Below are 25,385 nucleotides of genomic sequence, written 5' to 3' on the forward strand. Positions count from 1 at the left end.
ACAGACGCTCACTGCGCCAGGCGCCGGGCCATCGCATGCAGCAACGGAAACACCAGCGCCCACAGCACAGCGATGCCGATCAGCGTCGGCCATTCGCCGTAAGGCAATTGCACCCCGGCCAGACGCCCGCCCGCGTAATACGACAGTGCACCGCCGACGGCCCCCAGCGCGCTGGCCAGCCACCACGGCCGAGCGCTCCACTGCAGACAATGGCGCAACGTCGTCGCCAGCAAGGCCCAGAGCAACATCAGCCACAGCGGAATCAGCGGCGACTGATCGCTGAACTCGAACACGCCCAAGGCGCGCAAAACGCTGTCCAGCGCGGTGCCGACAATCACCACACTGAGCACCAGCCGCCCCTCGGCCGCCCAACTGCTGACCCAGCGCAAATGAATCACCAACACCGCCAATGCCAGCAGCAACCACAAACTGTTGCCGCCGATCACGCAGGTCAGCCAGCCGAGCTGGAACAGCACGGCGTTGGCGACAGTTTTAAGCATCGAAGCGCCCGAGCAGCGGCGCGGTGATTGCTGCCGGTTTGGCCAGCACCAATTGCGCGGTGCCAATCGCACGCTCGAGAAATCCGCCCTCGCAGTAGCACAGATAGAACTCCCACAAACGCAGGAAATAATCGTCGTAGCCGAGCTCAGTCAACCGACCGTGGGCCTGGCGAAAGTTTTCGTGCCACAGGCGCAGGGTCCGCGCGTAGTGCAGGCCAAAATCTTCCATGTGCAGCAGGTTCATGTCGGTGTCGCGACTGACCACATCGAGCATCTTCTGCACGCTGGGCAAGGCGCCCCCGGGGAAAATGTAGCGCTGAATGAAATCCACACTGCGGCAGGCCTGTTCGTAGCGCTGCTCACGAATGGTGATGGCCTGGATCAGCATCAGGCCGTTGCTTTTGAGCAACTGCGCGCACTGCTTGAAGTAGGTCGGCAGGAAGCGATGGCCGACTGCTTCGATCATCTCGATCGACACCAGTTTGTCGTACTGCCCGGTGAGGTCGCGATAGTCCTGCAACAGCAGCGTGACGCGGTCTTGCAGGCCCAGTTGTTCGATGCGTTGCGCGGTGAATGCGTACTGCTCTTTCGACAGGGTCGTGGTGGTCACGCGGCAGCCGTAATGCTGCGCGGCGTAAAGCGCCATGCTGCCCCAGCCGGTGCCGATCTCCAGCAAGTGGTCGCCGGGTTGCAGTGCGAGCTTCTGGCAGATGCGTTGCAGTTTGTTCAGTTGCGCCTGTTCGAGGCTGTCGTCGGGGCGCAGGAATTGCCCGGCCGAGTACATCATGGTTGGGTCGAGAAACTGCTCGAACAGGTCGTTGCCCAGGTCGTAGTGCGCGGCGATGTTTTTCTGCGACCCCTTGCGCGTGTTGCGGTTGAGCCAGTGCAGACCTTGCACCAACGGCCGACTGATGCGCGCCAGGCCGCCCTCCATGGCATCGAGCACGTCGAGGTTGCTGACGAACACGCGCACCACCGCGGTCAGATCCGGCGAGCTCCAATAGCCGTGAATAAACGCTTCGCCAGCGCCAATCGAACCGTTGCCGGCGACCATGCCCCAGAGCGCAGGATCGTTGACGTGAATTTCCCCCAGCAGCGAGCTGCCCGGGGTGCCGAACAGCAGGCGTTCGCCATCCTCGACCACCAGCAGTTGTCCGTGTTTAAGCAGGCTCAATTGGCGCAAGACGCCACGGCGCAACAGCGAACCGGTCAAACCGTTGGTGCTGAGCCAACCGGCCGACAGACTAGAGGGTTTCATGGCGGTGCTCCTTGGGAGGCACAGTGGCGGTTTGAAAGCTGCCGTCGGCAGTCTGGTGGGAGAAAATCGGCGCGCGCTTGAGCAGCAGGCGCAGGGCCTGCCAATAAATGGCCAAGGCGGTTTTTGCGGTCATCCACGGAAAGCGTCGCAGGTAGCGATGCAGGCTCTGCCGGTCAAGAAGTTCGCGTTGCAGATTGAGCGTGGCGTCGAACAGTTTCTGCTCGCCCTGCCAGTCGGCCATGTGCACGCCGAGGTTGTGCGCGGCGGGGCTGAAGCTCATGCGGTATTCGAGGTTGCGTGGCAAAAACGGCGACACATGAAAAGCCTTGGCCACGGCGAAGTGCTGATGAAAATCGCCCAGACTGACCGGTGCACGCGCCGGCAGCACGTAGTGATAGCGCTCGCGCCACGGTGTGTTGGTGACTTCACAGACAATCGCCGCCAGTTGCCCGTCCGCCTCGTGGCAATAAAAGAAACTCACCGGGTTGAACGACAAGCCCCAACTGCGCACCTGGGTCAGCAGGCAGATCGAACCTTGCGGCTCATGCCCGATGGCCACGCCGACCTGCTGGCGCACCGCATCAATCAGGCGCATGCCCTGGCCGGTGAAGGCCTTGAGGTAGTCGGTTTCACGGAAGGAAAACGGCGCGAAGCGACTGCGCCCGGCCAGCGGCGACAGGGCGAGCACCGTGTCCTGTTCGCTCAGGTCGAGATACAGCAGACCGATGCGGTAGCGGAATTCATGGCGGCGCGGCGAGAAACGCCGGTGGCCGATCCAGCCGCTGTACAGGGCGCTGTTCATAGGGTTTCCCCGAACGCGGCGGCCACGCGCAAACCGCTGACCACGCCGTCCTCGTGAAAACCGTTGGCCCAGTAGGCGCCGCAATAATGCGTGTGCTGCGCGCCGTCCAGTTCGCCCCAGCGCTCCTGTGCTGCGACCGCCGCCATGCTGAACTGAGGGTGCGCGTAAGTGTAGCGGGCGAGTACCTTGTCCGGGCTGATGCCGGCGCTCTGGTTGAGGCTTACGCAAAACGTCGTGTCGCTTTGAATGCCCTGCAGAATATTCATGTCGTAGGTGACGGCGGCGTGGGTGTGGCCGGCGCCACTGAGCCGGTAGTTCCAGCTCGCCCACGCCAGTTTGCGTGTCGGCAGCAGGCGCGTGTCGGTGTGCAGCACCACTTCATTGTCGGCGTAGGGCAGGGCGCCGAGGATCGCCCGTTCGGCGTCACTCGGTGTCGCCAGCAGTTTCAGTGCCTGATCGCTGTGGCAGGCAAACACCACGCGGTCGAAGTGTTCGATGCCGGCCGGGCTGTGAGTGACCACGCCGTGGGTGTCGCGATCGACGCGGGTGACCGGGCAGTTGGTGCGAATGCGTTCCTTGAACGAAGCAGTCAATGGCGCGATATAGGCGCTTGAACCGCCCTCGATGACTTGCCATTGCGGACGGTCGCTGACCGACAGCAGTCCATGATTTTTGAAAAAGCGCACAAAGAACTGCAGCGGGAAATTGAGCATTTCCGCCATCGACATCGACCAGATCGCCGAGCCCATCGGCACGATGTAATGCAGGATGAAGCGCTCTCCGTAGCCGCCGGCCTTGAGGTATTCATCCAGCGTGGTGTCGGCGGCGATGCGCAGTTCGAGCAGGTCGCGCTGGGCTTCTTTGTTGAAGCGCAGAATGTCGCGCAACATGCCCCAGAACCCCGGCGACAACAGATTGCTGCGCTGGGCGAAAAGACTGTTGAGATTGTTGCCGTTGTACTCCAGACCGGTGTCGGGATCGCTGACCGAGAAACTCATCTGGGTCGGTTTGAACGCCACGCCCAGCTGCCCGAGCAAGCGGATGAAGTTCGGGTACGTCCAGTCGTTGAACACGATGAAACCGGTGTCCACCGCATAGTCACGCCCGTCGACCGTCACCGGCACGGTATGCGTGTGGCCGCCAATCCAGTCGCTGGCCTCGAACACCGTGATGTCGTGGCGGCGATTGAGCAGGTAGGCGCAGGTCAGCCCGGCGATGCCGCTGCCGATGATGGCGATTTTCATGTCGGGTCCGTCAATGGCGGAGATTTGCGCACCATGCGTTTGCCGATCGCCAGTTGCACACGCGACGGCAGCTTCGACAGTGGCCACAGCGCAGCCATGAACAGCGCCGGAAAAGCGATCTCCAGCGGCCGGTCCTTGAGCTTGGCGAAGATGTGCCGCGCGGCTTTATCCACAGGCCAGCTCAGCGGCATGGGGAAATCGTTTTTCGCGGTCAGCGGCGTATCGACAAAACCAGGGCTGACCACGGTGACTTCGATGCCTTCGTCGGCCAAGTCAATGCGCAGTGATTCGAACAGATAACGCAGGCCGGCCTTCGACGCGCCATAAGCTTCGGCGCGTGGCAGCGGCAGGTAAGTCACCGAACTGGCAACACCGACCAGATGCGGCGCGGTGCCTTTGCGCAGCAGGGGCAGGGCGGCTTCGATGCAGTAGCTGCTGGCGAGCAGATTGGTGCGCACCACGTGCTCGATGATCGATGAGTCGAACTGTTTCGCGTCGACATATTCACAGGTGCCGGCGTTGAGGATCACCGAATCCAGCGAGCCCCAGTCTTCGGCGATCTGCTCGCCGATCTCGCGCACGGTCTGGCTGTTGGTCAGGTCGCCCGGCACCACCAGCACTTGTCCCGGATAGCGTTGCGACAAGACTTTCAGCGGCGCAATCTGCCGCGAACTGACCGCCAGGTGCGCGCCGGTTTTCAGAATTTCCTCAGCCAGTGCCGCGCCGATGCCACTGCTGGCACCGGTCAGCCAATAACGCCGTGGAGGTGTACGACTCATCCCATTCTCCTTTTTAGCCAGGCGATGACCCGGCCCAATACGGGTAAATGCTCATACAGCAGCGCCCCGGCATCGAAATAATCCCGATGGCGATAAACCTTGTCGTGCCACAGCAAATGCGAGCAGCCGCTGACGCGAATCACTTGCCCGCTCGCCAGACGCGGGTGGCGATAACTCATGACCCAGCGCAAGTAGCCTTCGCCGTCCGCGATCTGGTCATAACCGTGAAAATCGAAGCGCAACTCGCTGACGTTGGCGTACAGCTCGTTGAAGTAACCGCGCAACTGTTGCAGGCCCTGCACTTCGTGCAATGGGTCGGTGAAATGAATGTCATGGCTGTACAGCTCGCCGAGGCGCTCCAGGTTGTCCTTGTTCAACGTGGAAAACTGCCCGGCGAAGCGGCGCAGGAATTCACTCATCACGGCCTCCGGCTGGCTGGCGCGACGGCAGGTTCTTGAACGCGGCCAAGGCGCGTTCGCGCGAGGTGCTGAGGTTGACGATCGGCGCCGGGTAATCCGCCACGCCGAACAAGCCACCGAGTTTGGCCGGGTTGTGCACATCTTTTTTGTTCAGACCGGCCAGTTCCGGCAGCCAGTGCTTGATGAACAGGCCTTCGCTGTCGAACTTTTCCGACTGGCTCAGCGGATTGAAAATGCGGAAGTACGGTGCCGAGTCGGTGCCGGTCGAGGAGCTCCACTGCCAGCCGCCGTTGTTCGCCGCCAGATCGCCGTCGATCAGATGGCGCATGAAAAAGCGCTCGCCTTCGCGCCAGTCAATCAGCAGGTTTTTGGTCAGAAACATCGCCACGACCATGCGCAGGCGGTTGTGCATCCAGCCGGTTTCAAGCAGTTGGCGCATCGCCGCGTCGATGATCGGCAGGCCGGTGCGCGCCTCTTGCCAGGCGGCCAGTTCGGCCGGCGCGTCACGCCAGGCCAGCGCTTCGGTTTCCGGGCGAAACGCGCGATGACGCGAGACGCGCGGATAGCCAACCAGGATGTGTTTGTAGAACTCGCGCCACAGCAGTTCGTTGATCCAGGTGACCGCGCCGACCTTGCCACTTTCGAATTCGCCCTGATTGCTGTGCAGCGCGGCATGCAGGCACTGACGCGGCGAGATCACCCCGGCGGCCAGATAGGCAGACAGCTGGCTGGTGCCGGGTTTGGCCGGGAAGTCGCGCTCGCTCTGGTAATAGTCGATTTGCGCGTCGGTGAAGCTGTCGAGACGGCGGCGGGCTTCGTCTTCACCGGCCGGCCACAGCGCCTGCAAGGTTTCGCTCGGCGTGGCGAAACCCTTGATCGATGCCGGCACCGCATCGCTGTCGATGGGCTGCGCGGCTTGTTTGCCGGGGGCCTTGATCAGCGCTGGCAACGAGCCGTGCAGGCGTTCGTAGCAGACTTTGCGAAACTGGCTGAACACCTGGAAGTAGGTGTCGGTCTTGGTCAGCACGGTGCCGGGCTTGAACAGCAACTGATCTAGGTAGCTGTGGAATTCGATGCCTGCGGCTTTCAGCGTTTCGCTGACGGCGGCATCGCGGCGACTTTCATGGACGCCGTATTCCTCGTTGACGTGGACTGCTTGAATCCCTAGCTCCTTGCACAGCTTCAGCAACTGAGCGGGCGCCTGATCCCAGTGCGTCGCGGTGCGAATCAGCAAGGGAATGTTCAGCGCGGCGAGGCTTTGGCTCAGGACGCCAAGGTTGCGCAACCAGAAGTCGACCTTGCACGGCGCGTCGTCATGTTCCAGCCATTGCTGCGGACTCAGCAGGTACACGGCCACCGTCGGCCCGCGCGCAGCGGCGGCGGCCAGAGCGGTGTTGTCATGTAGGCGCAAGTCGCAGCGCAGCCAGATCAATTGCATGTCGGAACTCACCGCGTCCATTTAAATCAATCCACGCTGAACCAGTGCCTGGTGGGCCAGAAGCACGTCTTCTGCCAGGAGCACATCAGCCATCTCGGAGGTTTTTACGGACAACTCGGCGTGGTGGATGCATACCGTTGGTCCGACGATGATTTTCAGGCAGTCGATGCCATTGAGCAGCTTCGGCAACTGGCCCAGGTTCATGGCTTTGCTGGAATACAGCAGTACGCCACGGGCCTGTAGATGTTCCACCGCCAGAGCCAATTCGGCGGCGGGTAGCGGCCAGTCGAACACTTGCACCGGGCAATCGGCACTGCTGATCAGCCAGGCACACAGCCACAGATGCGGTTCCAGTGGCAGATCGGAATGGTTGATCAACAGCAGTGGCGCGCCGTGGAACTGGCGGTTGTTATGGTAGATGCGCGTGCCGAATTTGCTGCGCAGCCAGGAATAGAAGAACACCCGTTCCATCTGCGCGCCGAACTGGCCCTGCCAGCGTTGTTCCAGCTCCGTCAGCAGCGGCATCAGCAGTTGCTCGCACAGGGTGCGCGGCGGGTACAAGGCCATCGCCTGATTCACGCTGTCATCGAGCAAGCGCTCGTTGAGTTGGGTGACGGCGGTCATCAGCGTCTGGTGCAATTGCTGCCAGTCGTTCTCTACCGTTTCACTGAACGCCTGCGGCGTGTCGAGCAACGGCTTGACCTGGCTGACCGCGACGCCGCGGTTGAGCCAAGTGAGAATCGCCAGAATGCGCTGCACATGTTCGGCCGAATACAGGCGATGGCCCTTGGGCGTACGTTGCGGCACGACCAGCCCGTAGCGGCGCTCCCAGGCGCGCAGGGTGATCGCGTTGACGCCGGTCTGTCGCGCCACTTCGCGAATCGGCAACCATCCCTCGTCGAGGGCTTTTTTAAAGTCGGCGCCGAGATCTTCCTGGGCGCTGCTGTCGGTTTTATCGTTCATTAGATAGCGTTTCGCAGACTGAGGTTTTCCGGGTGCGGTTGCAGGTAAACCTGCTGCGCAATGTACGGATCCGGATGGAGGCGAAAGTGATGCTTGAGCAAAGTCAGCGGCACCACCAGCGGCACAATGCCCTGGCGGTACTGGCCAATGACGTGCTGCATTTCTTTTTTGTCTTCGGCGCTCAGCGATTGTTTCAAATAACCGCTGATGTGCAGCAGGACGTTGCAGTGGGTGCCACGGGTCGCGCATTTCTTCAGGGCGGCCATCAGCTCGCTGAAGTAGCGCGGGCCGAGTTCGGCCGGATCGCTGTCGGCCATGTTGCCCAGCAGTTTGCCGAGGGCTTTATATTGCAGCGGGTTGTGCGCCATCAGCAGGTATTTGTAGCGCGAGTGGAATTCGGTCAGGGCGCGGCGGCTCAGGCCTTGTGCAAGCACTTGCTGCCAGGCGCTGTAAGCGAGTACGCGGGTAATGAAGTTTTCGCGCAGGACCGGGTCGTTCAGGCGTCCGGCTTCTTCCACGGGCAGGTCGGGGTGTTCGGCGCAGAAGGCCTGGGCGTAGATGCCGCGACCGCCGCCGTTCACCGGGGCGCCGTTGGCGTGGTAGACCTTGACCCGCTCCAGGCCGCAGGACGGTGATTGCTGCATGAAGATGTAGCCGCAGATGTCGTTGAGTTCGGCGGCCATCTGCTTGCCGTATTCAGCCAGTGGTGCGGTGACGTTGATCGTCGGGTTTACGGTGCCGACGGCTTGTGGCTGTTCGGGGTCGCCGACCAGGCGGATCGGTTCGCGGGGGATGCCCATGCCGATCGCGACTTCTGGGCACAGCGGGGTGAAGTCGAAGTATTCGGTGAGGGTGCGGCTGCACAGGCGCGATTCCTTGTGTCCGCCGTTGTAGCGCACCTCGGCGCCGAGCAGGCAGGCGCTGATGGCGATTTTTGGCTTGGACGTGGGGGTAGCGGACATGGGCACCTCGCGATCTATACCTGTACAGGGGGTTTTGTCTGTACAACTTTTTGTCAGCATAGATGGGTTGGTGTACAAGTCAAATAGTTTGTACAAGATTTATGGGTTGGATGGTGGTTGTGGTTTTTCTGTGGGAGTGAGCTTGCGCGCGATGGCGTCTCTTTGGGTACATATCCGTTGCTGCGGTAACGGCCACTTAAGGTTCCGCCCTTACGGCGGGTCACCTTTTTCAAACGCCAAAAAGGTAACCCAAAACGCTTGCTCCTGCGTTCGGCCCTCGCAGGCTCGGGTCCCTTCGCTCCGGGATCGATCCGGGCGCAGCGGCTACGGTTTGCTTCGCTGCACCTCCTTCCGCTGTGTACGACTTCGTCGTACGGTCGCTGCGCTCCCACGCCCGGATCAATCCCTCCACTCAGCCTTCCGACGTCGCCGGTGACGCAAGATCAAAAGCACGCGAGCTAACGCTCATTGTTGAGTGGTTAGAAGCGGGCGCTTGGCTTGGGATCTTCAGTGGATTCGCCCCTCACCCCAGCCCTCTCCCGAGGGAGAGGGAGCCGATTTTGGTTGGCTTCGAAGTTTTGCATTCGACTCGGTATTGCACGTCGGCGTACCGCCCACATCCACCACGGTCAGTTCCCTCTCCCTCCGGGAGAGGGCTAGGTGAGGGTTGGCTTTTAGCTGTGCCTTGGCTGCCAAATGATTTGCAGGACGAGCGGGTTATCGTCGATCGCCAGCAGGCTGGCTCTCGCCAGTTTATTTCCAGCCCAGAATCCACTGCTCGGCATTCTTCAGCACTTGCCATTCCATCCGCTCACTGCGTTTGGTCAGCACGGCCTGCAGTTCGATTTCCAGTACGGTGCCTTCTTCGTCGCGGAACAGTTCGGTGACGAGGAAGTGTTTTTCGCGGTGTTGTGGCTGGGCTGCTGTCCATTTCGACAGCAGCAGTTTGCTGGGATTGAGGCGGTTCATTGCAGGTGTTCGTGCAGGCGGCGTGCGGCTTCCTGGCCGCTGAGCCAGGCGCCTTCGACGCGGCCGGAGAGACACCAGTCGCCGCAGGCATAGAGGCCGAGGTCGGCGTCGGCGAGGGTGCCCCATTCGTGGCCGGTGGCCGGGCGGGCGTAGAGCCAGCGGTGGGCGAGGCTGAAGGTGGGCGCGGGCATGGCGCTGTGCAGCAGTTCCGCAAAGGCGCCGTGCAGGTGTTCGATCACCGCTTCCTTGGACAGGTCGATGTGTTGCCGGCTCCAGGCGCTGGTGGCGTGCAACACCCAGGTGTCGAGGGTGGTGTCGCGTCCGGGTTTGCTGCGGTTGCGGGCCAGCCAGTCGAGGGGGCTGTCTTGCACGAAGCAGCCTTCGATCGGGGTGTCCAGTGGGGTTTCGAAGGCCAGGGCGACGGCCCAGGTCGGGTCCATTTTGACCCCGGCGGCGGCCGCGGCGAGTTTCGGTGCGGCGGCGAGCAGGGCGGTGGCTTGTGGCGCCGGTGTAGCGATCACGACGTGGCTGAACGGGCCGTGGGTGAAACCCTCGGCGTCCTGCAAATGCCAGTGTTGTTCGCCACGGAACACTTCGGTGATACGGCAGGCGAACTGCACGTTCAGGCCGTCGAGCAGGCCACGGGTGATGGCGCTCATGCGGGGTGCGCCGACCCAGCGGGTCTGCTCGTCCGGGGACATGTTCAATTGCCCGCCCTGATACGAGTAGAGCTGCGGCGCCCATTCGGCGACCCAGCCCTGACTTTGCCAGCGCTGCACTTCGGTGACGAAGCGGCGGTCGCGGGCGGTGAAGTATTGCGCGCCGAGATCCAGCGAACCGGCGTCGCTGCGTTTGCTCGACATGCGTCCGCCGCTGCCGCGGCTTTTGTCGAAGAGTTGCACGGTGTGCCCGGCCTCTGTCAGAGCCTGGGCGGCGGAGAGTCCGGCGATGCCGGTGCCGATGATTGCGATAGGTACAGTCATAGGGGCCTCGTTTACCTTTCTGTACAGACTACGCCGTCGTTGAAACCTGTACAATTATGTTTTTTGGTATAACTTCTGCCATTCTCGTTTCGTAAGCTTGGCCTATGGTTAAACAATAGAGCCCGCCCGATGGAAAAGATCCCTGCTTATAAAAATAGACTAGTGATCCGGGTTAAACGCCACGCGAGGAAGATGTCATGCACATATTGCTGACCGGCGGTACTGGTTTGATCGGACGTCAGCTCTGCCGACATTGGCTGGAGCAGGGCCATCGTCTGACAGTGTGGAGTCGCAGTCCCGATAAAGTTGCGAAGATCTGCGGCGCATCGGTGCGTGGCATCGCCCGTCTGGAAGACCTGGGCGAGGAGCCGCTCGACGCGATCGTCAATCTGGCCGGCGCGCCGATTGCCGATCGGCCCTGGACGCATCGGCGCAAGGCGTTGCTGTGGAGCAGCCGGATCAAGCTCACCGAGACCCTGTTGACCTGGCTCGAAACGCGTACGCAAAAACCGGCAGTGTTGATTTCAGGCTCGGCGATCGGCTGGTACGGCGACGGCGGGGAGCGCGAGTTGACCGAAGAGTCGCCGCCGGTGATCGATGATTTCGCCAGTCAGTTGTGCATCGCCTGGGAAGAGACGGCCCTGCGTGCGGAGAATCTGGGTCTGCGCGTGGTGCTGGTGCGAACCGGTCTGGTGCTGTCGGCCGAGGGCGGCTTTTTGTCGCGCCTGCTGTTGCCGTTCAAGCTGTGTCTGGGCGGGCCGTTGGGCACGGGGCGGCAGTGGATGCCGTGGATTCATATCAACGACCAAATCGCCCTGATTGATTTTCTTCTGCACCGCGAGCTGGCCAGTGGTCCTTATAATGCCTGCACGCCGAAACCGGTGCGCAATCGCGAATTCGCGCAGACGCTGGGCAAGGTGCTGCACCGCCCGGCGTTCATGCCGATGCCGACGCTGGCGCTGAAAGTCGGCCTCGGCGAGATGTCGTTGTTGTTGCTCGGCGGCCAAAAGGCCATGCCGGTACGCTTGCTGGAAGCGGGCTTCACTTTCCGGTTCACGGATTTACGCGCGGCTCTGGACGATCTCTCCAGCCGCCTCTGAAATAGGACGTTGCATGACCGATCACGCCTTGCTTCTGGTCAACCTGGGTTCCCCGGCCTCGACCTCGGTGGCCGATGTGCGCCGCTACCTCAATCAATTTCTGATGGACCCGTACGTCATCGACCTGCCATGGCCGGTGCGGCGTTTGCTGGTGTCGCTGATCCTGATCAAGCGCCCGGAGCAATCGGCGCATGCCTATGCCTCGATCTGGTGGGAGGAGGGTTCGCCGCTGGTGGTGCTCAGCCAGCGTTTGCAACAGCAGATGACCCAGACCTGGAAACACGGCCCGGTCGATCTGGCGATGCGTTATGGCGAGCCGTCGATCGAAACCTGCCTGCTGCGCCTGGTGAAGGCCGGGCACAAGAAGATCACCCTGGCGCCGCTGTATCCGCAATTCGCCGACAGCACCACCACCACGGTGATCGAAGAAGCCCGACGCGTAATGCGCGAACACAAGCTGGATGTGCAGCTGTCGATCCTGCAACCGTTTTACGACCAGCCGGAATACATCGATGCGCTGGTGGCCAGCGCTCGCCCGCATTTGCAACAGGATTTCGATCATTTGCTGCTGAGCTTCCACGGCTTGCCGGAGCGGCATCTGACCAAGCTCGATCCGAGCGGCAGTCATTGCTTGAAAGGCGCCGATTGCTGCCAGACCGCCTCACCGGCGGTGCTGGCGACCTGTTACCGCGCGCAGTGCTTCCGTACCGCCGCCGAGTTCGCCAAAAGCATGGGGCTGGCGGATGGCAAGTGGTCGGTGTCATTCCAGTCGCGACTGGGGCGGGCAAAGTGGATCGAGCCGTACACCGAAGCGCGGCTGGATGAACTGGCGAAAAGCGGGGTGAAAAAGATTCTGGTGATGTGCCCGGCGTTCGTTGCCGACTGCATCGAGACGCTGGAAGAAATCGGCGATCGCGGCAAGGAGCAGTTCCGCGAAGCGGGGGCGAGGAGCTGGTGCTGGTGCCCTGCCTGAATGACGACCCGCAATGGGCCAAGGCCTTGGCGACCCTCTGCGAACGAGCGCCGCTGGCCCTCTGATGGTCGAGCCCGGCTGACCCTCTGAGATCGAGCGCGGCTGACCAAGTGATCGTTCCCACGCTCCGCGTGGGAATGCCTCTAGGGACGCTCCGCGTCCAGTGACGCGGAGCGTCACGGGCTGCATTCCCACACAGAGCGTGGGAACGATCATCACACAGGCTAGATCAGCGGTTCATCCGCCTTCTTCTGCTTCCAGCCATCATTGCCCGGCAGGATCAGGTTCAGCGCAATCGCCACCACCGCGCACAGCGCGATGCCTTTGAGGCCGAAGTCGTCAGGACCGGTGCCGGTGCCGACCAGCACACCGCCAATACCGAATACCAGCGTCACCGAGACGATCACCAGATTGCGCGCTTCGCCCAGGTCGATCTTGTGGCGGATCAGAGTGTTCATCCCCACCGCCGCGATCGAGCCGAACAACAGGCACAGAATCCCGCCCATCACCGGCACCGGAATGCTTTGCAGCAGCGCGCCGAATTTGCCGATGAACGCCAGGCTGATGGCGAAGATCGCCGCCCAGGTCATGATTTTCGGGTTGTAGTTCTTGGTCAGCATTACTGCGCCAGTCACTTCGGCGTAAGTAGTGTTGGGCGGACCACCGAACAGACCGGCTGCAGTGGTGGCAATGCCGTCACCCAGCAAGGTGCGATGCAGGCCAGGCTTTTTCAGATAGTCGCGACCGGTCACGCTGCCGACGGCAATCACGCCACCGATGTGCTCAATGGCCGGGGCCAATGCCACCGGAACGATAAACAGAATCGCCTGCCAGTTGAACTCCGGCGCGGTGAAGTGCGGAATCGCAAACCATGGCGCTGCGGCAATCTTCGCGGTGTCGACCACGCCGAAATAGAACGCCATGGCAAAACCGACGAGTACGCCGGAAATGATCGGCACCAGACGGAAGATGCCTTTGCCGAACACCGCCACGATCAACGTGGTCAGCAGCGCCGGCATCGAAATCAGCATGGCGGTCTGGTAGGGAATCAGCTCAGAGCCGTCGCCAGCCTTGCCCATCGCCATGTTCGCGGCAATCGGCGCCATGGCCAGGCCGATCGAGATGATCACTGGACCGATCACCACCGGTGGCAGCAAACGGTCAATGAACCCGGTGCCTTTGATCTTCACGGCAAGGCCTAGGAAGGTGTAGACGAAACCGGCCGCCATCACCCCGCCCATGGTCGCGGCGAGGCCGAACTGACCCTTGGCGAGAATGATCGGGGTGATGAAGGCGAAGCTCGACGCCAGAAACACCGGCACCTGACGCCCGGTGACGATATGGAACAGGATCGTCCCCAGACCCGCAGTAAACAGTGCCACGTTCGGGTCCAGGCCCGTGATCAGCGGCATCAGCACCAAAGCGCCGAAAGCCACGAACAGCATCTGCGCGCCGGACAGCACCGTGCGCCAGAGCGGATCGTTGAACTCTTGCTGCATGCTTACGCGTCCTTCTGCTTGGTGCCGAAAATCTTGTCACCGGCATCGCCAAGCCCAGGAATGATGTAGCCGTGCTCGTTCAAACGTTCATCGATGGACGCGGTGTAGATGGTCACGTCCGGGTGCGCCTGCTCAACCGCAGCAATGCCTTCCGGCGCTGCGACCAGCACCATGGCGCGGATGTCGCGGCAACCGGCCTTCTTCAGCAGGTCGATGGTCGCAACCATGGAGCTGCCGGTGGCGAGCATCGGGTCGATGATCATCGCCAGGCGTTCGTCGATTTCCGGCACCAGTTTTTCCAGATAGGTGTGCGCTTGCAGGGTTTCTTCGTTGCGCGCAACACCCACCGCGGAAACCTTGGCCCCCGGAATCAGGCTGAGCACGCCTTCGAGCATGCCGATGCCGGCGCGCAGGATCGGCACGACGGTGATTTTCTTGCCGGCGATCTTTTCCACCGACACGGTGCCGCACCAGCCGGCGATGTCGTAGGATTCGAGCGGCAAGTCTTTGGTCGCTTCATAGGTCAACAGGGCGCCGACTTCCTGAGCGAGCTCACGGAAATTCTTGGTGCTGATGTCAGCGCGGCGCATCAGGCCGAGTTTATGGCGGATCAGCGGATGGCGGATCTCGAGAATGGGCATGGAAAAACTCCGGCGGCGGGCAAAAAAACCGGCCTAGATTAATCTATCCGAGGGTGATGTCCTATAGGACATACAGTACGTTAGTCCATGAAGGCTTGATTCAGCCGTTGCGGATGCGTACCTTTGCCCGCTTTTCCGAATCCGAAGCCCCCCCTGGAGAGCGCCATGTCCGCTGATCTCGAGCATATCCGTCAAGTCATGCGAGAGGCTGACTGCCTGTACACCGAAGCTGAAGTCGAGGCGGCCATCGCCCGTGTCGGTGCACAAATCAACGAACAACTGGCGGACACCAACCCGGTGGTGTTCTGTGTGATGAACGGCGGCCTGATCTTCTCCGGCAAACTGCTGACGCATCTGCAGTTCCCGCTGGAAGCGTCCTACCTGCACGCCACCCGTTACCGCAACGAAACCAGCGGCGGCGACCTGTTCTGGAAAGCCAAGCCGGAAGTCTCGTTCATCGACCGCGACGTGCTGATCATCGACGACATCCTCGACGAAGGTCACACCCTGGGCGCGATCATCGATTTCTGCAAACACGCCGGCGCCCGCAAAGTGCACACCGCCGTACTGATCGACAAGGACCACGACCGCAAGGCGCGTCCTGATTTGAAAGCCGATTTCGTCGGCCTGCCATGCATCGACCGCTACATCTTCGGTTACGGCATGGACTACAAGGGTTACTGGCGCAACGCCAACGGGATCTACGCCGTCAAGGGCATGTAATCCCAACTTACCCCCAATCCCTGTGGGAGCGGGCTTGCCCGCGATGGCGGAATGTCTGACACATTGATGTTGGATGTGCTGACGCTATCGCGGGCAAGCCACGCTCCCACAGGGATTTTTGTATGCTGATTCTATTTCGTACACCCATGCTAGAGTGCTCGGCCCCGCCCCCGGAGCCTGCCATGCGCCTCTTGATCCGCAGCCTCACCGCGCTGTTGCTGTCCCTCAGCCTGCCGTTATCCGCCGCGCCGATGCACAGTCAATTCCTGCCGCCCGACGATCTGACCGTGCGCGATGCCGAGCCGGAGCAGCAACAACTGCTGCAAGTCAGCGAGTACTCGGTGGTGGTCGGTGCGCAACGCCAATCCAACCAGCAGCCGATTCCGGTGACCTCGTCGTTGTTGATCCGCCTCAAAGGCAAGTCGCTGAACAAGGGCGCAACCATCAGCCAGGTGCTGGTGAGTTTTGACGGCGAAAGCAAAAGCCTGAAAAAACCGGCCTACGACGAGAAAAGCAAAACCCTGAACCTGTTTTACCCGTTGGCTCAATACCGGGTGATCATAGATTTGCTGCGCAACGACACCGTGTATGTGCAATTCCTCAGTTACGCCAATGGCCATATCTGGGCCGATTTGCACACCGGTGCGGTGCGAGCGCGTTGAGCAGGGCGGCCGGGCAGGGGTAAACTGCCCGCCCCGTGTCATGTCTGCGAGCTGGAGTCGGCAATGCGTAAAGATAAGAAACAAGTGATTGGTGACGAGATCGGCGATGAGCAGATCAAGCTGTTCCTCGATTTTGAGCCGGTCGACGCCACTTCGCCGTCGCTGCACAAACTGATCAAGGCGTATCGCGGCCTGCGCATCGATGACTTCGAGCGCTTTCTGGGCTTCTTCGTCGCGGCCGGTTATGACGTTGATGGCAAGGACGCGCAGGGCAAGACCTTCGTCGAGCTGATCGCCGATCAGCGCAATGCCCCGGAGTACATCGAGCTGATCGACAAGGTTCGCGGCTGAGGCGTTCGATACATTTGCCAAGGCATAAAAAAACGCCCCGCACTCATTGAGTACGGGGCGTTTTTTATGCCGCGAGATCAAGCGTAGCTTGGCGTCTCGCTGTTTTCTTCTACCAGTTCCAGCGCGATGTTGTTCTGCGTGTTGATCTTGCGATACAGCGCAGCATCGGTTTCCAGGACTTTCTCACGGGCCGGGAAAATCTCGGCCAGTTTGCCGGCCCATTCGCCCCTGGCTTTGTCCGCGAAGCACTTCTCGATCAGTTCCAGCATGATCGAAACGGTCACCGACGCGCCTGGCGAAGCGCCGAGCAGGGCGGCGAGGGAGCCGTCCTTCGCCGCAACCAGCTCGGTACCGAATTGCAGGATGCCGCCCTTTTTCGGGTCTTTCTTGATGATCTGCACCCGTTGGCCGGCCACTTCCAGGCGCCAGTCTTCAGCTTTCGCCTGCGGGTAGAAACGGCGCAGGGAATCCAGGCGCTGCTCCATCGATTGCATCACTTCGCTGACCAGGTACTTGGTCAGGTCCATGTTGTTTTTCGCCACCGCCAGCATCGGCCCGATGTTGCCGGCACGCACCGACAGCGGCAGGTCCATGAAGGAGCCGTGCTTGAGGAATTTGGTGGTGAAACCGGCGTATGGCCCGAACAGCAGGGATTTCTTGCCATCGACGACGCGGGTATCCAGGTGCGGCACCGACATCGGTGGCGAACCCACAGCCGCCTGGCTGTAGACCTTGGCCTGATGCTGCTTGACCACTTCCGGGTTGTCGCAACGCAGCCACTGGCCGCTGATCGGGAAGCCGCCGAAGCCTTTGCTTTCTTCAATGCCCGAGGCTTGCAGCAATGGCAACGCCGCGCCGCCAGCACCGAGGAAGACGAATTTGGCGTCGACTTCGCGGGTGTTGCCGTTGTTGACGTCCTTGATGCTGACGGTCCAGCCGTTGCCGTTACGCTTCAGGCCGGTGACGCGCTTGCAGTATTTGACCTGGGTGTCCGGGGCGCTGGTCAGGTGCTTGAGCAACTGATTGGTCAGGGCGCCGAAGTTGACGTCGGTGCCGTTCATCACGCGGGTCGCGGCGAGGACTTCGTCCGGCGAACGGCCCGGCATCATCAACGGCATCCACTCGGCCATCTTGCCTTTGTCTTCGGTGTATTCCATGTCGGCAAAGGCGTGGTGCTTGCTCAGGACATTGAAACGTTCCTTGAGGAACGACACACCGCTGTCGCCCTGAACGAAACTCAGGTGCGGCACCGGGCTGATGAAGGTTTTGCACGAGCCGAAGGTGCCTTTTTTGGTCAGGTACGACCAGAACTGCTTCGACACCTCGAACTGGGTGTTGATGTGCACGGCTTTCTTGATGTCGACGCTGCCATCGGCAGCCTGCGGCGTGTAGTTCAGCTCACACAGACCCGCGTGGCCGGTACCGGCGTTGTTCCAGGGGTTGGAACTCTCGGCAGCACCGGAATCCATCAGCTCGACGACTTCCAGCTTGATCGCGGGGTCGAGCTCTTTGAGCAGTACGGCCAGGGTGGCGCTCATGATGCCGGCCCCTACCAGAACTACGTCGACTGCTTCGTTATGCGCCATTTAACGCGTCTCCAAAATCTGCAGCACCAAATTGTCGGCATGGCTGCCAGGCGTTCCGGGACAGGTCAGTGGTGTCCGGGCTATCCGTGGTCAGGTTCGCCATGTCCGAATCTTCGCAATTTTTCGCAACTTCGACGGATGCGTGCGGCCTGGCTTCAAGGGTTCCATGAACTCATTTCTGCGCAAGGCTGGCAATTCGACTTATGGTCGAGACATCCGTTTTGTGCAACCAAATCCGTAGCGGACAGGCTTCAGGCTCCGGTATTCGAGGTATACCCGGTCCTGTGTCGTTGGGCTGTTTCAGACGCTAATGGTGCATGTTCAGACGCAAAACTATTCATTTGCTCGCCACACTCTTGTGAAGTTGTGAAAACCCGTTTTTTTCACGCTCTTTTGAAGACGTGAACCTCAAAAAAGGGCTGCCTTGGCCTGGCACCTGCCCGCAAGGGCAAAAACAACGCGGTGGCCGAGCGTCATGACAGCTCTGCAGATTCGCGAAAAGCGGGTTTTTGCCGGAAGAACAGGCAAGCGCGCCAACTTCACTCGATCTGTGTGGGCGGCTCTCTGTGGGCGATTTTGGGTGTCGATGCATGTGCACTGACGCTGTTGCGGGGCCCGATCAGGAGACGTCCTTATAATCGGGGGGAGATTGTAGCGAAGAAATGCGCGCAGTTGCTCGTGTTTAATGACTTTTATTAGGCATCCGGTCAGATGCTCAACATCGCCTGGACCCGTGTGCGAGGCTGCGACGCTATGACGCGGGCGCTGGCCGGCAGTGGCTGGTGCAACCAGTTGAGGCGGATTTCTTCGATTTCCACCCAGCCGTCGCCCATCGGTTGCAGACTGCACTGCTTGAAGGCCTGGCAGTGGCCGTTGCGGTCGAGCAGGGCAAAGCAGCGGTGCAGCGGACGCGGGGCGAACAGCGAGATCAGATAACGCATGGCGGCGCTCCTTGTTTGAGAACTGATTGCAGCTTGCCGCCGGGCCGTGACGTCGCGGTGTATGCGCGGTGAAGAATCTGTGACAGGAACCGCTTTCGAGCGGGTTTGTCAGACATTTCAGTATTCACTGTGCGGCGCTGGTTACCCGCAGTGGCCCACCGCTATACTGCCGGCCTGTTTGTGCCTGATTCTGGAGAGAAGAGCATGTTGCAACGCCTGTTGTTCGGTTTGATCACTGTGGCCGGTTTGACCCTGGCCGGCTGCGCCCACAGCCCGCAACAACTGAATCCGGAGCCGAAGCTGACCACGCAACTGCCAGCGGTCGGTCGTGGCCAGCCGGTGATCGTGCGTGTGGTCGACGGTCGTCCGTCGCCAACCCTCGGCACCCGCGGCGGCCTGTACCCGGAAACCAGCGCCATCACCGTGCAGCGCGAGCAGATCCTGCCCAAGCTGCAGGCTCAGGCCGAAGCCGCCGTGCGCTTGCTCGGCTTCACCCCGACCACCAATGCGCCGAACGCGCCGCAGCTGACCGTGACCCTGGCTGAGCTGAAATATCAGTCGCCCAAGGAAGGCATGTACGTGACCGAAGCGACCATCGGCGCGACCTTCCGCTCCGACGTGCAGAACGCCAACCGCCGCTACAGTGGCCGTTATGGCGCTTCGCTGGATCAGCGCTTCGGCATGGCGCCGAACCAGGAAACCAACACCAAACTGGTCAGCGATGTGTTGAGCGATGCGTTGACGCGTCTGTTCAAGGATCCGACGGTGGGGCAGGTTCTGGCTGAGTAAGTTTTCAGCGGATGTGAAAAAGCCCGGGATCAGCGATGAGCCCGGGCTTTTTTGTGGGACTTGAGATTGATGTTGGCTGGAAAAAACTCACCCTCACCCCAGCCCTCTCCCAGAGGGAGAGGGAGCCGACCGTGTTGTCTTGCGTCATGCATCGACCTGAAGGATTCTGTCGATTATGGATTCACAGCATGACGGCCAGGTCAGTGAAATTTCAAAGCATCCCCCAATCAGTCCCCTCTCCCTCCGGGAGAGGGCTAGGGTGAGGGGCTTTTAAGCTTTTGCCGTTCAGGCCGCCTGCGAATAAAAGTCGAGCACACTCACACCCGTCAACAAATCCGTTTCCGGCAAATCCGCATGCTGATGCCCGCCCAGCGCGCAATACACCAGCCAGTGCCGATCCTGCACGTTGAACGCGAGGCTGCCGACCAGACTCTGCTGTTCGTCGTAAGGCGTGATGAGGTACAGGCGATCCTGGTTTTCCGCGTGCAGCATGGTGCAATCCATTGAAGTTTCGAGGCGCGCAGGGTGCAGCATCCACATGACGATGCCGTGACACAGGACAGCCATCGGTCGATTGTCAGGTTATTTGTCGCAAAGGCTGGGGCAGGCCGCTCGGGTTTGGGTAGAATCCGCGCCGCGGTCGTCGGTCTGGCGTCTGCCGAACCGGTCTAGATTGAGGTCTGTGATGTCGCTGCACTTGATGACACTGTTTACCGCTCATCCCGCCAAATTGATCAACCTGCTGGCGCTGCTGTTGGCGTTTCCCGGCAGTTGGCTGTTGCACGCCACTCGTCGCCGTGAACAACGCGCGCAGGCCAGCCTCGCCGCGCAGCGTCAGGCGCAGCCGAATGCCGAGCCGATCCTCGATTGGGCGACCTTGCGCATGAACCGTTTTTTCTATCGTTTCGGTTTTGCCTGCCTGGGCCTGGCCTTGCTGGTGTCGTGGATCAGCACGCGTTTCTGATTCGTTCAGGCATGAAAAACGGCGCCCGCAGGCGCCGTTTTTGTCTCTGGCTCAGACTGCTTACAACGGCAGGCCAGCTTTGACCCGGTACTGATTGCGCACCGGCGTCGCATATTGCAGCACCAGATACGGGCGATGCTCGGCGGGGCAGGCGTCCAGCCGGCTCTGCCATTCTTCCTCGGCCCTGGCCAGTTCGTCAGCCGGGAACACTTCGGACGCCTTCGGCACATTCAGTTGCGGATCAGCGTCAGTCCACTGCGCATACGCCAGGTAATGCACCGGGAACAACCGGTAACCGCCGAGAATCTGCTTGTCCATCTCGGTCGCCAACTGCTTGGTGTCTTCGTAGACCTCGGTGATCGGCGCGGCGAAGTTGATGTGCACGCGGCCCTTGTAGCCGGTGATGCCCTTGGCAATGCTCACGTCATCCTCGCCCGGCGCTTTGCAATAGGTGCCGGTGGTGGCGCGGATGTACAGCTCGCGGGCCTTGGCCTGGTCGCACGGATCGTATTCATAGCTGATCGATACTGGCGTGACGTTGAGCGAGCGGATCACTTCGCCGAACGGCTCGTCCTTGCGGCTCATGTGGAACATCTTGAGGATCGCCGACTCGGTGCGGTCGTCGCCGTCCTTCGCCCGGCCTTCCGCCTGAGCGATCCAGATCGACGCGCAATCGTTGCGGATCGAGTGGTTGATGTACGCCGACAGCAACTGATAGGCGGCCATTTTCTCGCGTCGACCGGTGATCGAACGATGCACGATGAAGCTCTTGTTCAAGCGCATCAGGTCGCTGACGAAGGGCTTCTGCAGCAGGTTGTCGCCAATCGCGATGCGCGGTGTTGGCAGACCGGCGTGGTACACGGCGTAGTTGACGAAGGCCGGGTCCATGACGATGTCGCGGTGGTTGGCGATGAACAGATAGGCGCTGCCGGACTTGAATTGCTCGACCCCGGTGTAGGTCACGCCGTCGGTGGCGCGCTCGATGGTGTGATCGACGTAAGACTCGATCTTGTCCTGCAAAGTCGCCACCGAAACCACGTCGGCGAACTCACGGCGCAGCCGATGCGCTATAAGAGGTTTGAGCATCCAGCCGAAGGCACCGGCAAAACGCGGGAAGCGGAAGTGGGTGAGGATATCTAGAAACGCCTTGTCGCCGAGCAGTCGTGCCAGTACCACGGGTACTTCGCTGTCGTCGTAAGGTCGGATGGCATCGAATTCGCCCATCATGCTCTCTTGTTGGAAACGGCTAGGGTAAGTAAAGGGTTTGATCGAAAACCCGCGGGGCACGGTCTGAAAAATAGCCAGACACCAATAGCCCTGCAAATAGACCGGCGATTATACGCACAAGTCACTTGGGAGACCGCGATGCTGGAAGCCGCTGAGTATGAATGCCCGTATTGTGGGGAGAGAGTCGAGACCACGCTGGATCTGTCCGGTGGTGATGATACGTATATCGAGGATTGTCAGGTGTGCTGCCGGCCGATCACTTTCGTCCTGCAGGTCCATGGAGAGGATTGGTTTCTCGAAGTCTTCAGCGAAAACGAATGAGGGGCGCCCATGCAGCGAATCTACGAACCGGCCAGCCTGATGGAAGGCGAAATGCTCAAGGGCATGCTCGCCAGCGAAGGCATCGAGGCACACCTGATTGGCCGCGATCTGCTCGGTGGCACGGGCGAGTTGCCGATTTTCGGGCTGTTGGGTCTGTCGGTGGATAATGATCAGGCCGAATACGCCCGCGAGCTGATCACCGCGTACAATGCCGCGCTGCCGCTGCCCGGCGATGAACCGGAGAGCTATCCCGGTACGCTGGTCTGTTAGGCTGGCGTCAGTTTTATTCAAGAGTCGTGTTGCCCCATGTGTGGACGTTATGCCCTGTTTCGCTGGAACCGCGACTTCGCGGCCCTGCCAGGTTTTCCCGCCGATCAGCAGGCGCAGTGGAACATTTCCCCCAATGATTCAGTGCTGATGCTGCGCGCCGGTGAAGGCGGTGAGCGCACGCTGGCCCGCGCGCGTTGGGGGCTGACGCCGCGGTGGCTGACCGATCTGTCGAAAACCCCCGCCCATGCGCGAGCTGAAACCGTGGCCGAGCAACCGATGTTCCGCGAAGCGCTGCGCTTGCGTCGCTGCCTGCTGCCGGCCAACGGTTTTTACGAATGGCGCGGGACCCAGCGCAAGCGTCCGTTCTGGCTGACGCCGGGGGAGGGCTCATCGCTTTTTTTTGCGGCGATCTGGGAGGCGTATCCGGTGCAGGAACAGGTCTGGCTGAGCACCGCTGTCATCACCCAGCCGGCGGCGAGTCAGCGCCGACCGTTGATTCTCGATGAGGCGGGGCAGGCGGCGTGGCTCGACCCCGAAACGCCGCTGCATGTGTTGCAGGGCTTGCTGGCCAGTGAGCCGGCGGCGCTGCGCGAGCGGGTGCTGGCGAATCTGGTGAATGATCCGAAGCTGAATGGGCCGGAGTGTTTGACCCCGGGGTAAGCCTGTAGATCAAAAGCCCCTCACCCTAACCCTCTCCCGGAGGGAGAGGGGACTTACCGAGGTGTCTTGCGCCTTATATCCGCCTGAAAGAGTCGGTCGATTATGGATTCAATGCGAAACGTTAAGGTAGGTGAAATTCTGAAGCATCCCCCAATTAGTCCCCTCTCCCTCCGGGAGAGGGCTAGGGTGAGGGGCTCTTGATCTTCAGACCTTGAACTGATTGATCAACCGCCGCTGCTGCTCCGCCAGTCTGGTCAACCCGGCGCTCGCCGAACTCGATTCATCCGCACCGCCCGCCACTTCATTGGCCACCTGGCCGATATTGATCACATTGCGATTGATGTCATCGGCCACCGCACTCTGTTCTTCCGCCGCGCTGGCGATCTGCGTGTTCATGTCGTTGATCACCGACACCGCGTGGGTGATCGTCTCCAGCGCCTCGGCGGCTTTCGCCGCGTGTTGCACGCTTTCGTCGGTGCGGTTCTGACTGTCTTCCATGACCCGCACCACATCGCGGGTGCCTTGTTGCAGTTGCTGGATCATGGACTGGATTTCTTCGGTGGCTTGCTGGGTTTTCTGCGCCAGATTGCGCACCTCGTCCGCCACCACCGCAAAGCCGCGACCCTGCTCGCCGGCGCGCGCCGCTTCGATTGCCGCGTTCAATGCCAGCAGATTGGTCTGCTCGGCAATCCCGCGAATCGCTGTAAGGATCGCGTTGATGTTTTCGCTGTCCTTGGCCAGGGTTTGCACCACGTCGACCGCTTTGCCGATTTCCTTGGCCAGCACACCGATCGAGTTCGAGGTGTCGCGCACGATTTGCATGCCCTGAGTGGCCGCCTGATCGGCGTGGCTCGCGGCCTGCGCAGCCTGTGTGGCGTTGCGCGCCACGTCTTGCGCGGTCGCGGTCATTTCCTGCACCGCGGTCGCCACCTGATCGATCTCGGCCATTTGCTTCTGGATGCCGATGTTGGTGCGAATGGCGATGTCGGCGGTGTGTTCCGAGGAATCGCTGACGCTCTGCACCGAGGTCACCACTTGGGTAATCATCGCCTGCAACTTGGCGAGGAAGGTGTTGAAGCCCTTGGCGATCGAGCCGAGTTCATCGCTGCGGTCACTGCTCAGGCGGCGGGTCAGATCGCCTTCGCCCTGGGCGATGTCATTGAGCATGGCGACCATTTGCTTGAGCGGCCGGGCAATGCCGTGACCGACCAGCCAGATCACCAGCAAGCCGAGGCCGGCGATCAGCAAACCGACCATGGCCATGCCGAAGGTGTCGGATTTGCGCTGGGCATCGAGGTCGGCCTGCAGCGCTTGCAGATCGGCCATCACCGCGTTGAGCGGCAGTTGCAGCATCAGCGTCCAGCGTGCGTCGGTCTGGCCGATGCCGAACGGCAGGTACAACTCGATCCGGCCCTTGTCCTTGTTAACGGAGTAAGTCACTTCGCCGCGCTTGAGGTTGGCCATGTTGGCGGACTGTTCGGCATCAAGAATGTCACTGACCTTCTCGCCGAATTTGCTCGGGTCCTTGGTATAAGCCACGATCCGGCCATTGCTGCCGACCAGGGCCATTTCCCCGGCACCGCTGTAGAGTTTCTGGTTGGCGCCCAGCAGCATTTCTTGAATGAAGTTCACCGACAGATCAGCGCCGACGATGCCCTGGAACACGCCGTTGAGCATGATCGGTTCGATAAACGAGGCAAGCATGACGACCTTGTCGCCAACCTTGTACGGCGCCGGGTCGATCACGCAGGATTTCTTGTTTTCCTTCGAGCACAGGTAGTACTCGCTGGCGCGTACACCGGTCGACAGGGTTTTCTGATCGTCGACGTCGACCAGTTTGTCGAGGCCGAGGGTGCCGTCCTCGTTGCGGAACCACCACGGCAGAAATCGCCCGTTGCTTGCGTCGATGCCGACCACGCTGGTGCCGACGTAGGCCGCGTCGTTGTGATCGAGGGCGTTCTTTTCCCAGCCGATGTAGGTGCCGAGAATTTTCGGGTTCTTTTCGACGTTCTCTTTGATCAGGCTGATCAGTTGCTCGCGGCTGACGCTCAGGCGCGGCTGGCCATCGACGCCCGGCGTGCCAAGCAAAGCGTTGGCGCGCACCAGGCCGCCGGCAATCAGCAGCGGTGCTTCGAGCTCGCGCTGGATCTGGCTGACCTGGGTTTGCGCCAGCGCGGTCAGGCGCTGCTCGATGACCTGCTCGAACTGGGCCTGGGTGCGTTGTTGCACCATTGTCTGAGTGCGCGCGCCGGCAAACAGCGCATACAGCACCAGCGCCGCGACCACGCTGAGGACGATGGCGCCGGCCAGGGCGGCGACGGAAAACTGGATCGACTTGAACTTCATGGGAGCTCCGCAGGC

27 protein-coding genes and 1 pseudogene are annotated in these 25,385 nt (G+C 61.0%); 10 read left to right on the top strand and 18 right to left on the bottom strand.

Annotation, left to right across the window (positions count from 1 at the left end):
* Nucleotides 1-8 precede the first annotated feature (8 nt).
* The 11 genes from M0746_RS01715 to M0746_RS01765 all read right to left on the bottom strand — a co-directional run bounded on the left by M0746_RS01715 (nucleotide 9) and on the right by M0746_RS01765 (nucleotide 10,317).
* A complete protein-coding gene (locus M0746_RS01715) occupies nucleotides 9-500 on the bottom strand; it encodes a DUF2878 domain-containing protein (RefSeq protein WP_258448029.1) in 492 nt (163 codons plus the stop codon).
* A complete protein-coding gene (locus M0746_RS01720; RefSeq protein WP_258448030.1) occupies nucleotides 493-1,758 on the bottom strand; it encodes an SAM-dependent methyltransferase in 1,266 nt (421 codons plus the stop codon). Before M0746_RS01720 ends, M0746_RS01715 begins: the two co-directional genes overlap by 8 nt.
* On the bottom strand, nucleotides 1,745-2,560 hold the full coding sequence (locus M0746_RS01725) for a DUF1365 domain-containing protein (protein ID WP_258448031.1): 816 nt from the start codon (nucleotides 2,558-2,560) through the stop codon (nucleotides 1,745-1,747). The genes M0746_RS01720 and M0746_RS01725 overlap by 14 nt, the downstream gene beginning before the upstream one ends.
* Nucleotides 2,557-3,804 (bottom strand): NAD(P)/FAD-dependent oxidoreductase, encoded by a 1,248-nt coding sequence (locus M0746_RS01730; protein ID WP_258448032.1) that lies wholly within the window; start codon nucleotides 3,802-3,804, stop codon nucleotides 2,557-2,559. Before M0746_RS01730 ends, M0746_RS01725 begins: the two co-directional genes overlap by 4 nt.
* Nucleotides 3,801-4,583 carry an SDR family NAD(P)-dependent oxidoreductase gene (locus M0746_RS01735; protein WP_208939792.1) on the bottom strand — a complete coding sequence of 261 codons (783 nt, stop codon included), beginning with the start codon at nucleotides 4,581-4,583 and terminating at the stop codon, nucleotides 3,801-3,803. The genes M0746_RS01730 and M0746_RS01735 overlap by 4 nt, the downstream gene beginning before the upstream one ends.
* Nucleotides 4,580-5,002 (bottom strand): nuclear transport factor 2 family protein, encoded by a 423-nt coding sequence (locus tag M0746_RS01740; protein WP_258448033.1) that lies wholly within the window; start codon nucleotides 5,000-5,002, stop codon nucleotides 4,580-4,582. The genes M0746_RS01735 and M0746_RS01740 overlap by 4 nt, the downstream gene beginning before the upstream one ends.
* Nucleotides 4,995-6,440, bottom strand: a complete 1,446-nt coding sequence (gene phrB, locus M0746_RS01745) for a deoxyribodipyrimidine photo-lyase (protein WP_258451420.1) — start codon at nucleotides 6,438-6,440, stop codon at nucleotides 4,995-4,997. Before phrB ends, M0746_RS01740 begins: the two co-directional genes overlap by 8 nt.
* Before the next feature lie 21 nt (nucleotides 6,441-6,461).
* Complete coding sequence (locus tag M0746_RS01750; protein WP_258448034.1) at nucleotides 6,462-7,403, bottom strand: MerR family transcriptional regulator; 942 nt, start codon at nucleotides 7,401-7,403, stop codon at nucleotides 6,462-6,464.
* A complete protein-coding gene (locus M0746_RS01755) occupies nucleotides 7,403-8,365 on the bottom strand; it encodes a YbgA family protein (RefSeq protein ID WP_258448035.1) in 963 nt (320 codons plus the stop codon). Before M0746_RS01755 ends, M0746_RS01750 begins: the two co-directional genes overlap by 1 nt.
* Before the next feature lie 753 nt (nucleotides 8,366-9,118).
* Nucleotides 9,119-9,334: a TIGR02450 family Trp-rich protein gene (locus tag M0746_RS01760; protein WP_208939796.1), complete on the bottom strand. Its 216-nt coding sequence runs from the start codon at nucleotides 9,332-9,334 to the stop codon at nucleotides 9,119-9,121.
* Nucleotides 9,331-10,317: an NAD(P)/FAD-dependent oxidoreductase gene (locus M0746_RS01765; protein WP_090286208.1), complete on the bottom strand. Its 987-nt coding sequence runs from the start codon at nucleotides 10,315-10,317 to the stop codon at nucleotides 9,331-9,333. The genes M0746_RS01760 and M0746_RS01765 overlap by 4 nt, the downstream gene beginning before the upstream one ends.
* Nucleotides 10,318-10,514: 197 nt before the next feature.
* Between M0746_RS01765 and M0746_RS01770 the strand changes: the two genes are divergently transcribed.
* Both M0746_RS01770 and hemH read left to right on the top strand, forming a co-directional pair.
* Nucleotides 10,515-11,417 (top strand): TIGR01777 family oxidoreductase, encoded by a 903-nt coding sequence (locus M0746_RS01770; RefSeq protein ID WP_258448036.1) that lies wholly within the window; start codon nucleotides 10,515-10,517, stop codon nucleotides 11,415-11,417.
* A gap of 13 nt (nucleotides 11,418-11,430) precedes the next feature.
* A pseudogene (hemH, locus tag M0746_RS01775) lies at nucleotides 11,431-12,455 on the top strand (ferrochelatase).
* 159 nt (nucleotides 12,456-12,614) lie between these two features.
* On the opposite strand, the gene M0746_RS01780 reads toward hemH, so the two are convergent.
* Nucleotides 12,615-13,889, bottom strand: a complete 1,275-nt coding sequence (locus M0746_RS01780; protein WP_258448037.1) for a uracil-xanthine permease family protein — start codon at nucleotides 13,887-13,889, stop codon at nucleotides 12,615-12,617.
* 2 nt (nucleotides 13,890-13,891) lie between these two features.
* Nucleotides 13,892-14,530: a uracil phosphoribosyltransferase gene (upp, locus tag M0746_RS01785; protein ID WP_024014279.1), complete on the bottom strand. Its 639-nt coding sequence runs from the start codon at nucleotides 14,528-14,530 to the stop codon at nucleotides 13,892-13,894.
* 165 nt (nucleotides 14,531-14,695) lie between these two features.
* Here upp and M0746_RS01790 point away from each other — a divergent pair, with 165 nt between their 5' ends.
* The 3 genes from M0746_RS01790 (at nucleotide 14,696) to M0746_RS01800 (ending at nucleotide 16,266) form a co-directional block, all read left to right on the top strand.
* Entirely contained in the window at nucleotides 14,696-15,253 is a 558-nt protein-coding gene (locus M0746_RS01790) for a hypoxanthine-guanine phosphoribosyltransferase (protein WP_090286198.1), read from the top strand.
* Nucleotides 15,254-15,435: 182 nt separating this feature from the next.
* Entirely contained in the window at nucleotides 15,436-15,915 is a 480-nt protein-coding gene (locus M0746_RS01795; protein ID WP_258448038.1) for a hypothetical protein, read from the top strand.
* 63 nt (nucleotides 15,916-15,978) lie between these two features.
* Nucleotides 15,979-16,266 (top strand): PA4642 family protein, encoded by a 288-nt coding sequence (locus M0746_RS01800; protein ID WP_258448039.1) that lies wholly within the window; start codon nucleotides 15,979-15,981, stop codon nucleotides 16,264-16,266.
* A gap of 77 nt (nucleotides 16,267-16,343) precedes the next feature.
* On the opposite strand, the gene mqo is transcribed toward M0746_RS01800, so the two are convergent.
* Entirely contained in the window at nucleotides 16,344-17,852 is a 1,509-nt protein-coding gene (mqo, locus tag M0746_RS01805; RefSeq protein ID WP_258448040.1) for a malate dehydrogenase (quinone), read from the bottom strand.
* 707 nt (nucleotides 17,853-18,559) lie between these two features.
* Nucleotides 18,560-18,793, bottom strand: a complete 234-nt coding sequence (locus M0746_RS01810) for a hypothetical protein (RefSeq protein ID WP_090286191.1) — start codon at nucleotides 18,791-18,793, stop codon at nucleotides 18,560-18,562.
* 204 nt (nucleotides 18,794-18,997) lie between these two features.
* Here M0746_RS01810 and M0746_RS01815 point away from each other — a divergent pair, with 204 nt between their 5' ends.
* On the top strand, nucleotides 18,998-19,582 hold the full coding sequence (locus M0746_RS01815; RefSeq protein WP_024014276.1) for a YajG family lipoprotein: 585 nt from the start codon (nucleotides 18,998-19,000) through the stop codon (nucleotides 19,580-19,582).
* Nucleotides 19,583-19,867: 285 nt separating this feature from the next.
* On the opposite strand, the gene M0746_RS01820 is transcribed toward M0746_RS01815, so the two are convergent.
* Nucleotides 19,868-20,074, bottom strand: coding sequence for a hypothetical protein (locus M0746_RS01820; protein WP_008083982.1), 207 nt, complete (start codon nucleotides 20,072-20,074; stop codon nucleotides 19,868-19,870).
* Between the two features lie 193 nt (nucleotides 20,075-20,267).
* On the opposite strand from M0746_RS01820, the gene M0746_RS01825 reads away from it, so the two are divergent.
* Nucleotides 20,268-20,546: a hypothetical protein gene (locus M0746_RS01825; RefSeq protein ID WP_101161925.1), complete on the top strand. Its 279-nt coding sequence runs from the start codon at nucleotides 20,268-20,270 to the stop codon at nucleotides 20,544-20,546.
* A 60-nt stretch (nucleotides 20,547-20,606) separates the two neighbouring features.
* Here M0746_RS01825 and M0746_RS01830 read toward each other — a convergent pair whose 3' ends face one another.
* Nucleotides 20,607-21,770 (bottom strand): 1-acyl-sn-glycerol-3-phosphate acyltransferase, encoded by a 1,164-nt coding sequence (locus tag M0746_RS01830; protein WP_208939803.1) that lies wholly within the window; start codon nucleotides 21,768-21,770, stop codon nucleotides 20,607-20,609.
* A gap of 141 nt (nucleotides 21,771-21,911) precedes the next feature.
* Here M0746_RS01830 and M0746_RS01835 point away from each other — a divergent pair, with 141 nt between their 5' ends.
* From M0746_RS01835 to M0746_RS01845, 3 genes are read left to right on the top strand one after another with little or no spacing between them, the layout of a single operon-like run.
* Nucleotides 21,912-22,094: a CPXCG motif-containing cysteine-rich protein gene (locus tag M0746_RS01835; RefSeq protein WP_258448041.1), complete on the top strand. Its 183-nt coding sequence runs from the start codon at nucleotides 21,912-21,914 to the stop codon at nucleotides 22,092-22,094.
* Between the two features lie 9 nt (nucleotides 22,095-22,103).
* The gene (locus M0746_RS01840) at nucleotides 22,104-22,364 is read left to right on the top strand and encodes a DUF2007 domain-containing protein (protein ID WP_258448042.1); all 261 of its coding nucleotides are present in this window, start codon (nucleotides 22,104-22,106) and stop codon (nucleotides 22,362-22,364) included.
* A 36-nt stretch (nucleotides 22,365-22,400) separates the two neighbouring features.
* Nucleotides 22,401-23,024, top strand: a complete 624-nt coding sequence (locus tag M0746_RS01845) for an SOS response-associated peptidase (RefSeq protein ID WP_258448043.1) — start codon at nucleotides 22,401-22,403, stop codon at nucleotides 23,022-23,024.
* Between the two features lie 204 nt (nucleotides 23,025-23,228).
* Here M0746_RS01845 and M0746_RS01850 read toward each other — a convergent pair whose 3' ends face one another.
* Complete coding sequence (locus M0746_RS01850) at nucleotides 23,229-25,370, bottom strand: methyl-accepting chemotaxis protein (RefSeq protein ID WP_258448044.1); 2,142 nt, start codon at nucleotides 25,368-25,370, stop codon at nucleotides 23,229-23,231.
* Between the last annotated feature and the right edge of the window lie 15 nt (nucleotides 25,371-25,385).

Source organism: Pseudomonas sp. S11P7, assembly GCF_023195435.1.
In the GTDB taxonomy this organism is placed as follows: Bacteria; Pseudomonadota; Gammaproteobacteria; order Pseudomonadales; family Pseudomonadaceae; genus Aquipseudomonas; species Aquipseudomonas fluorescens_G.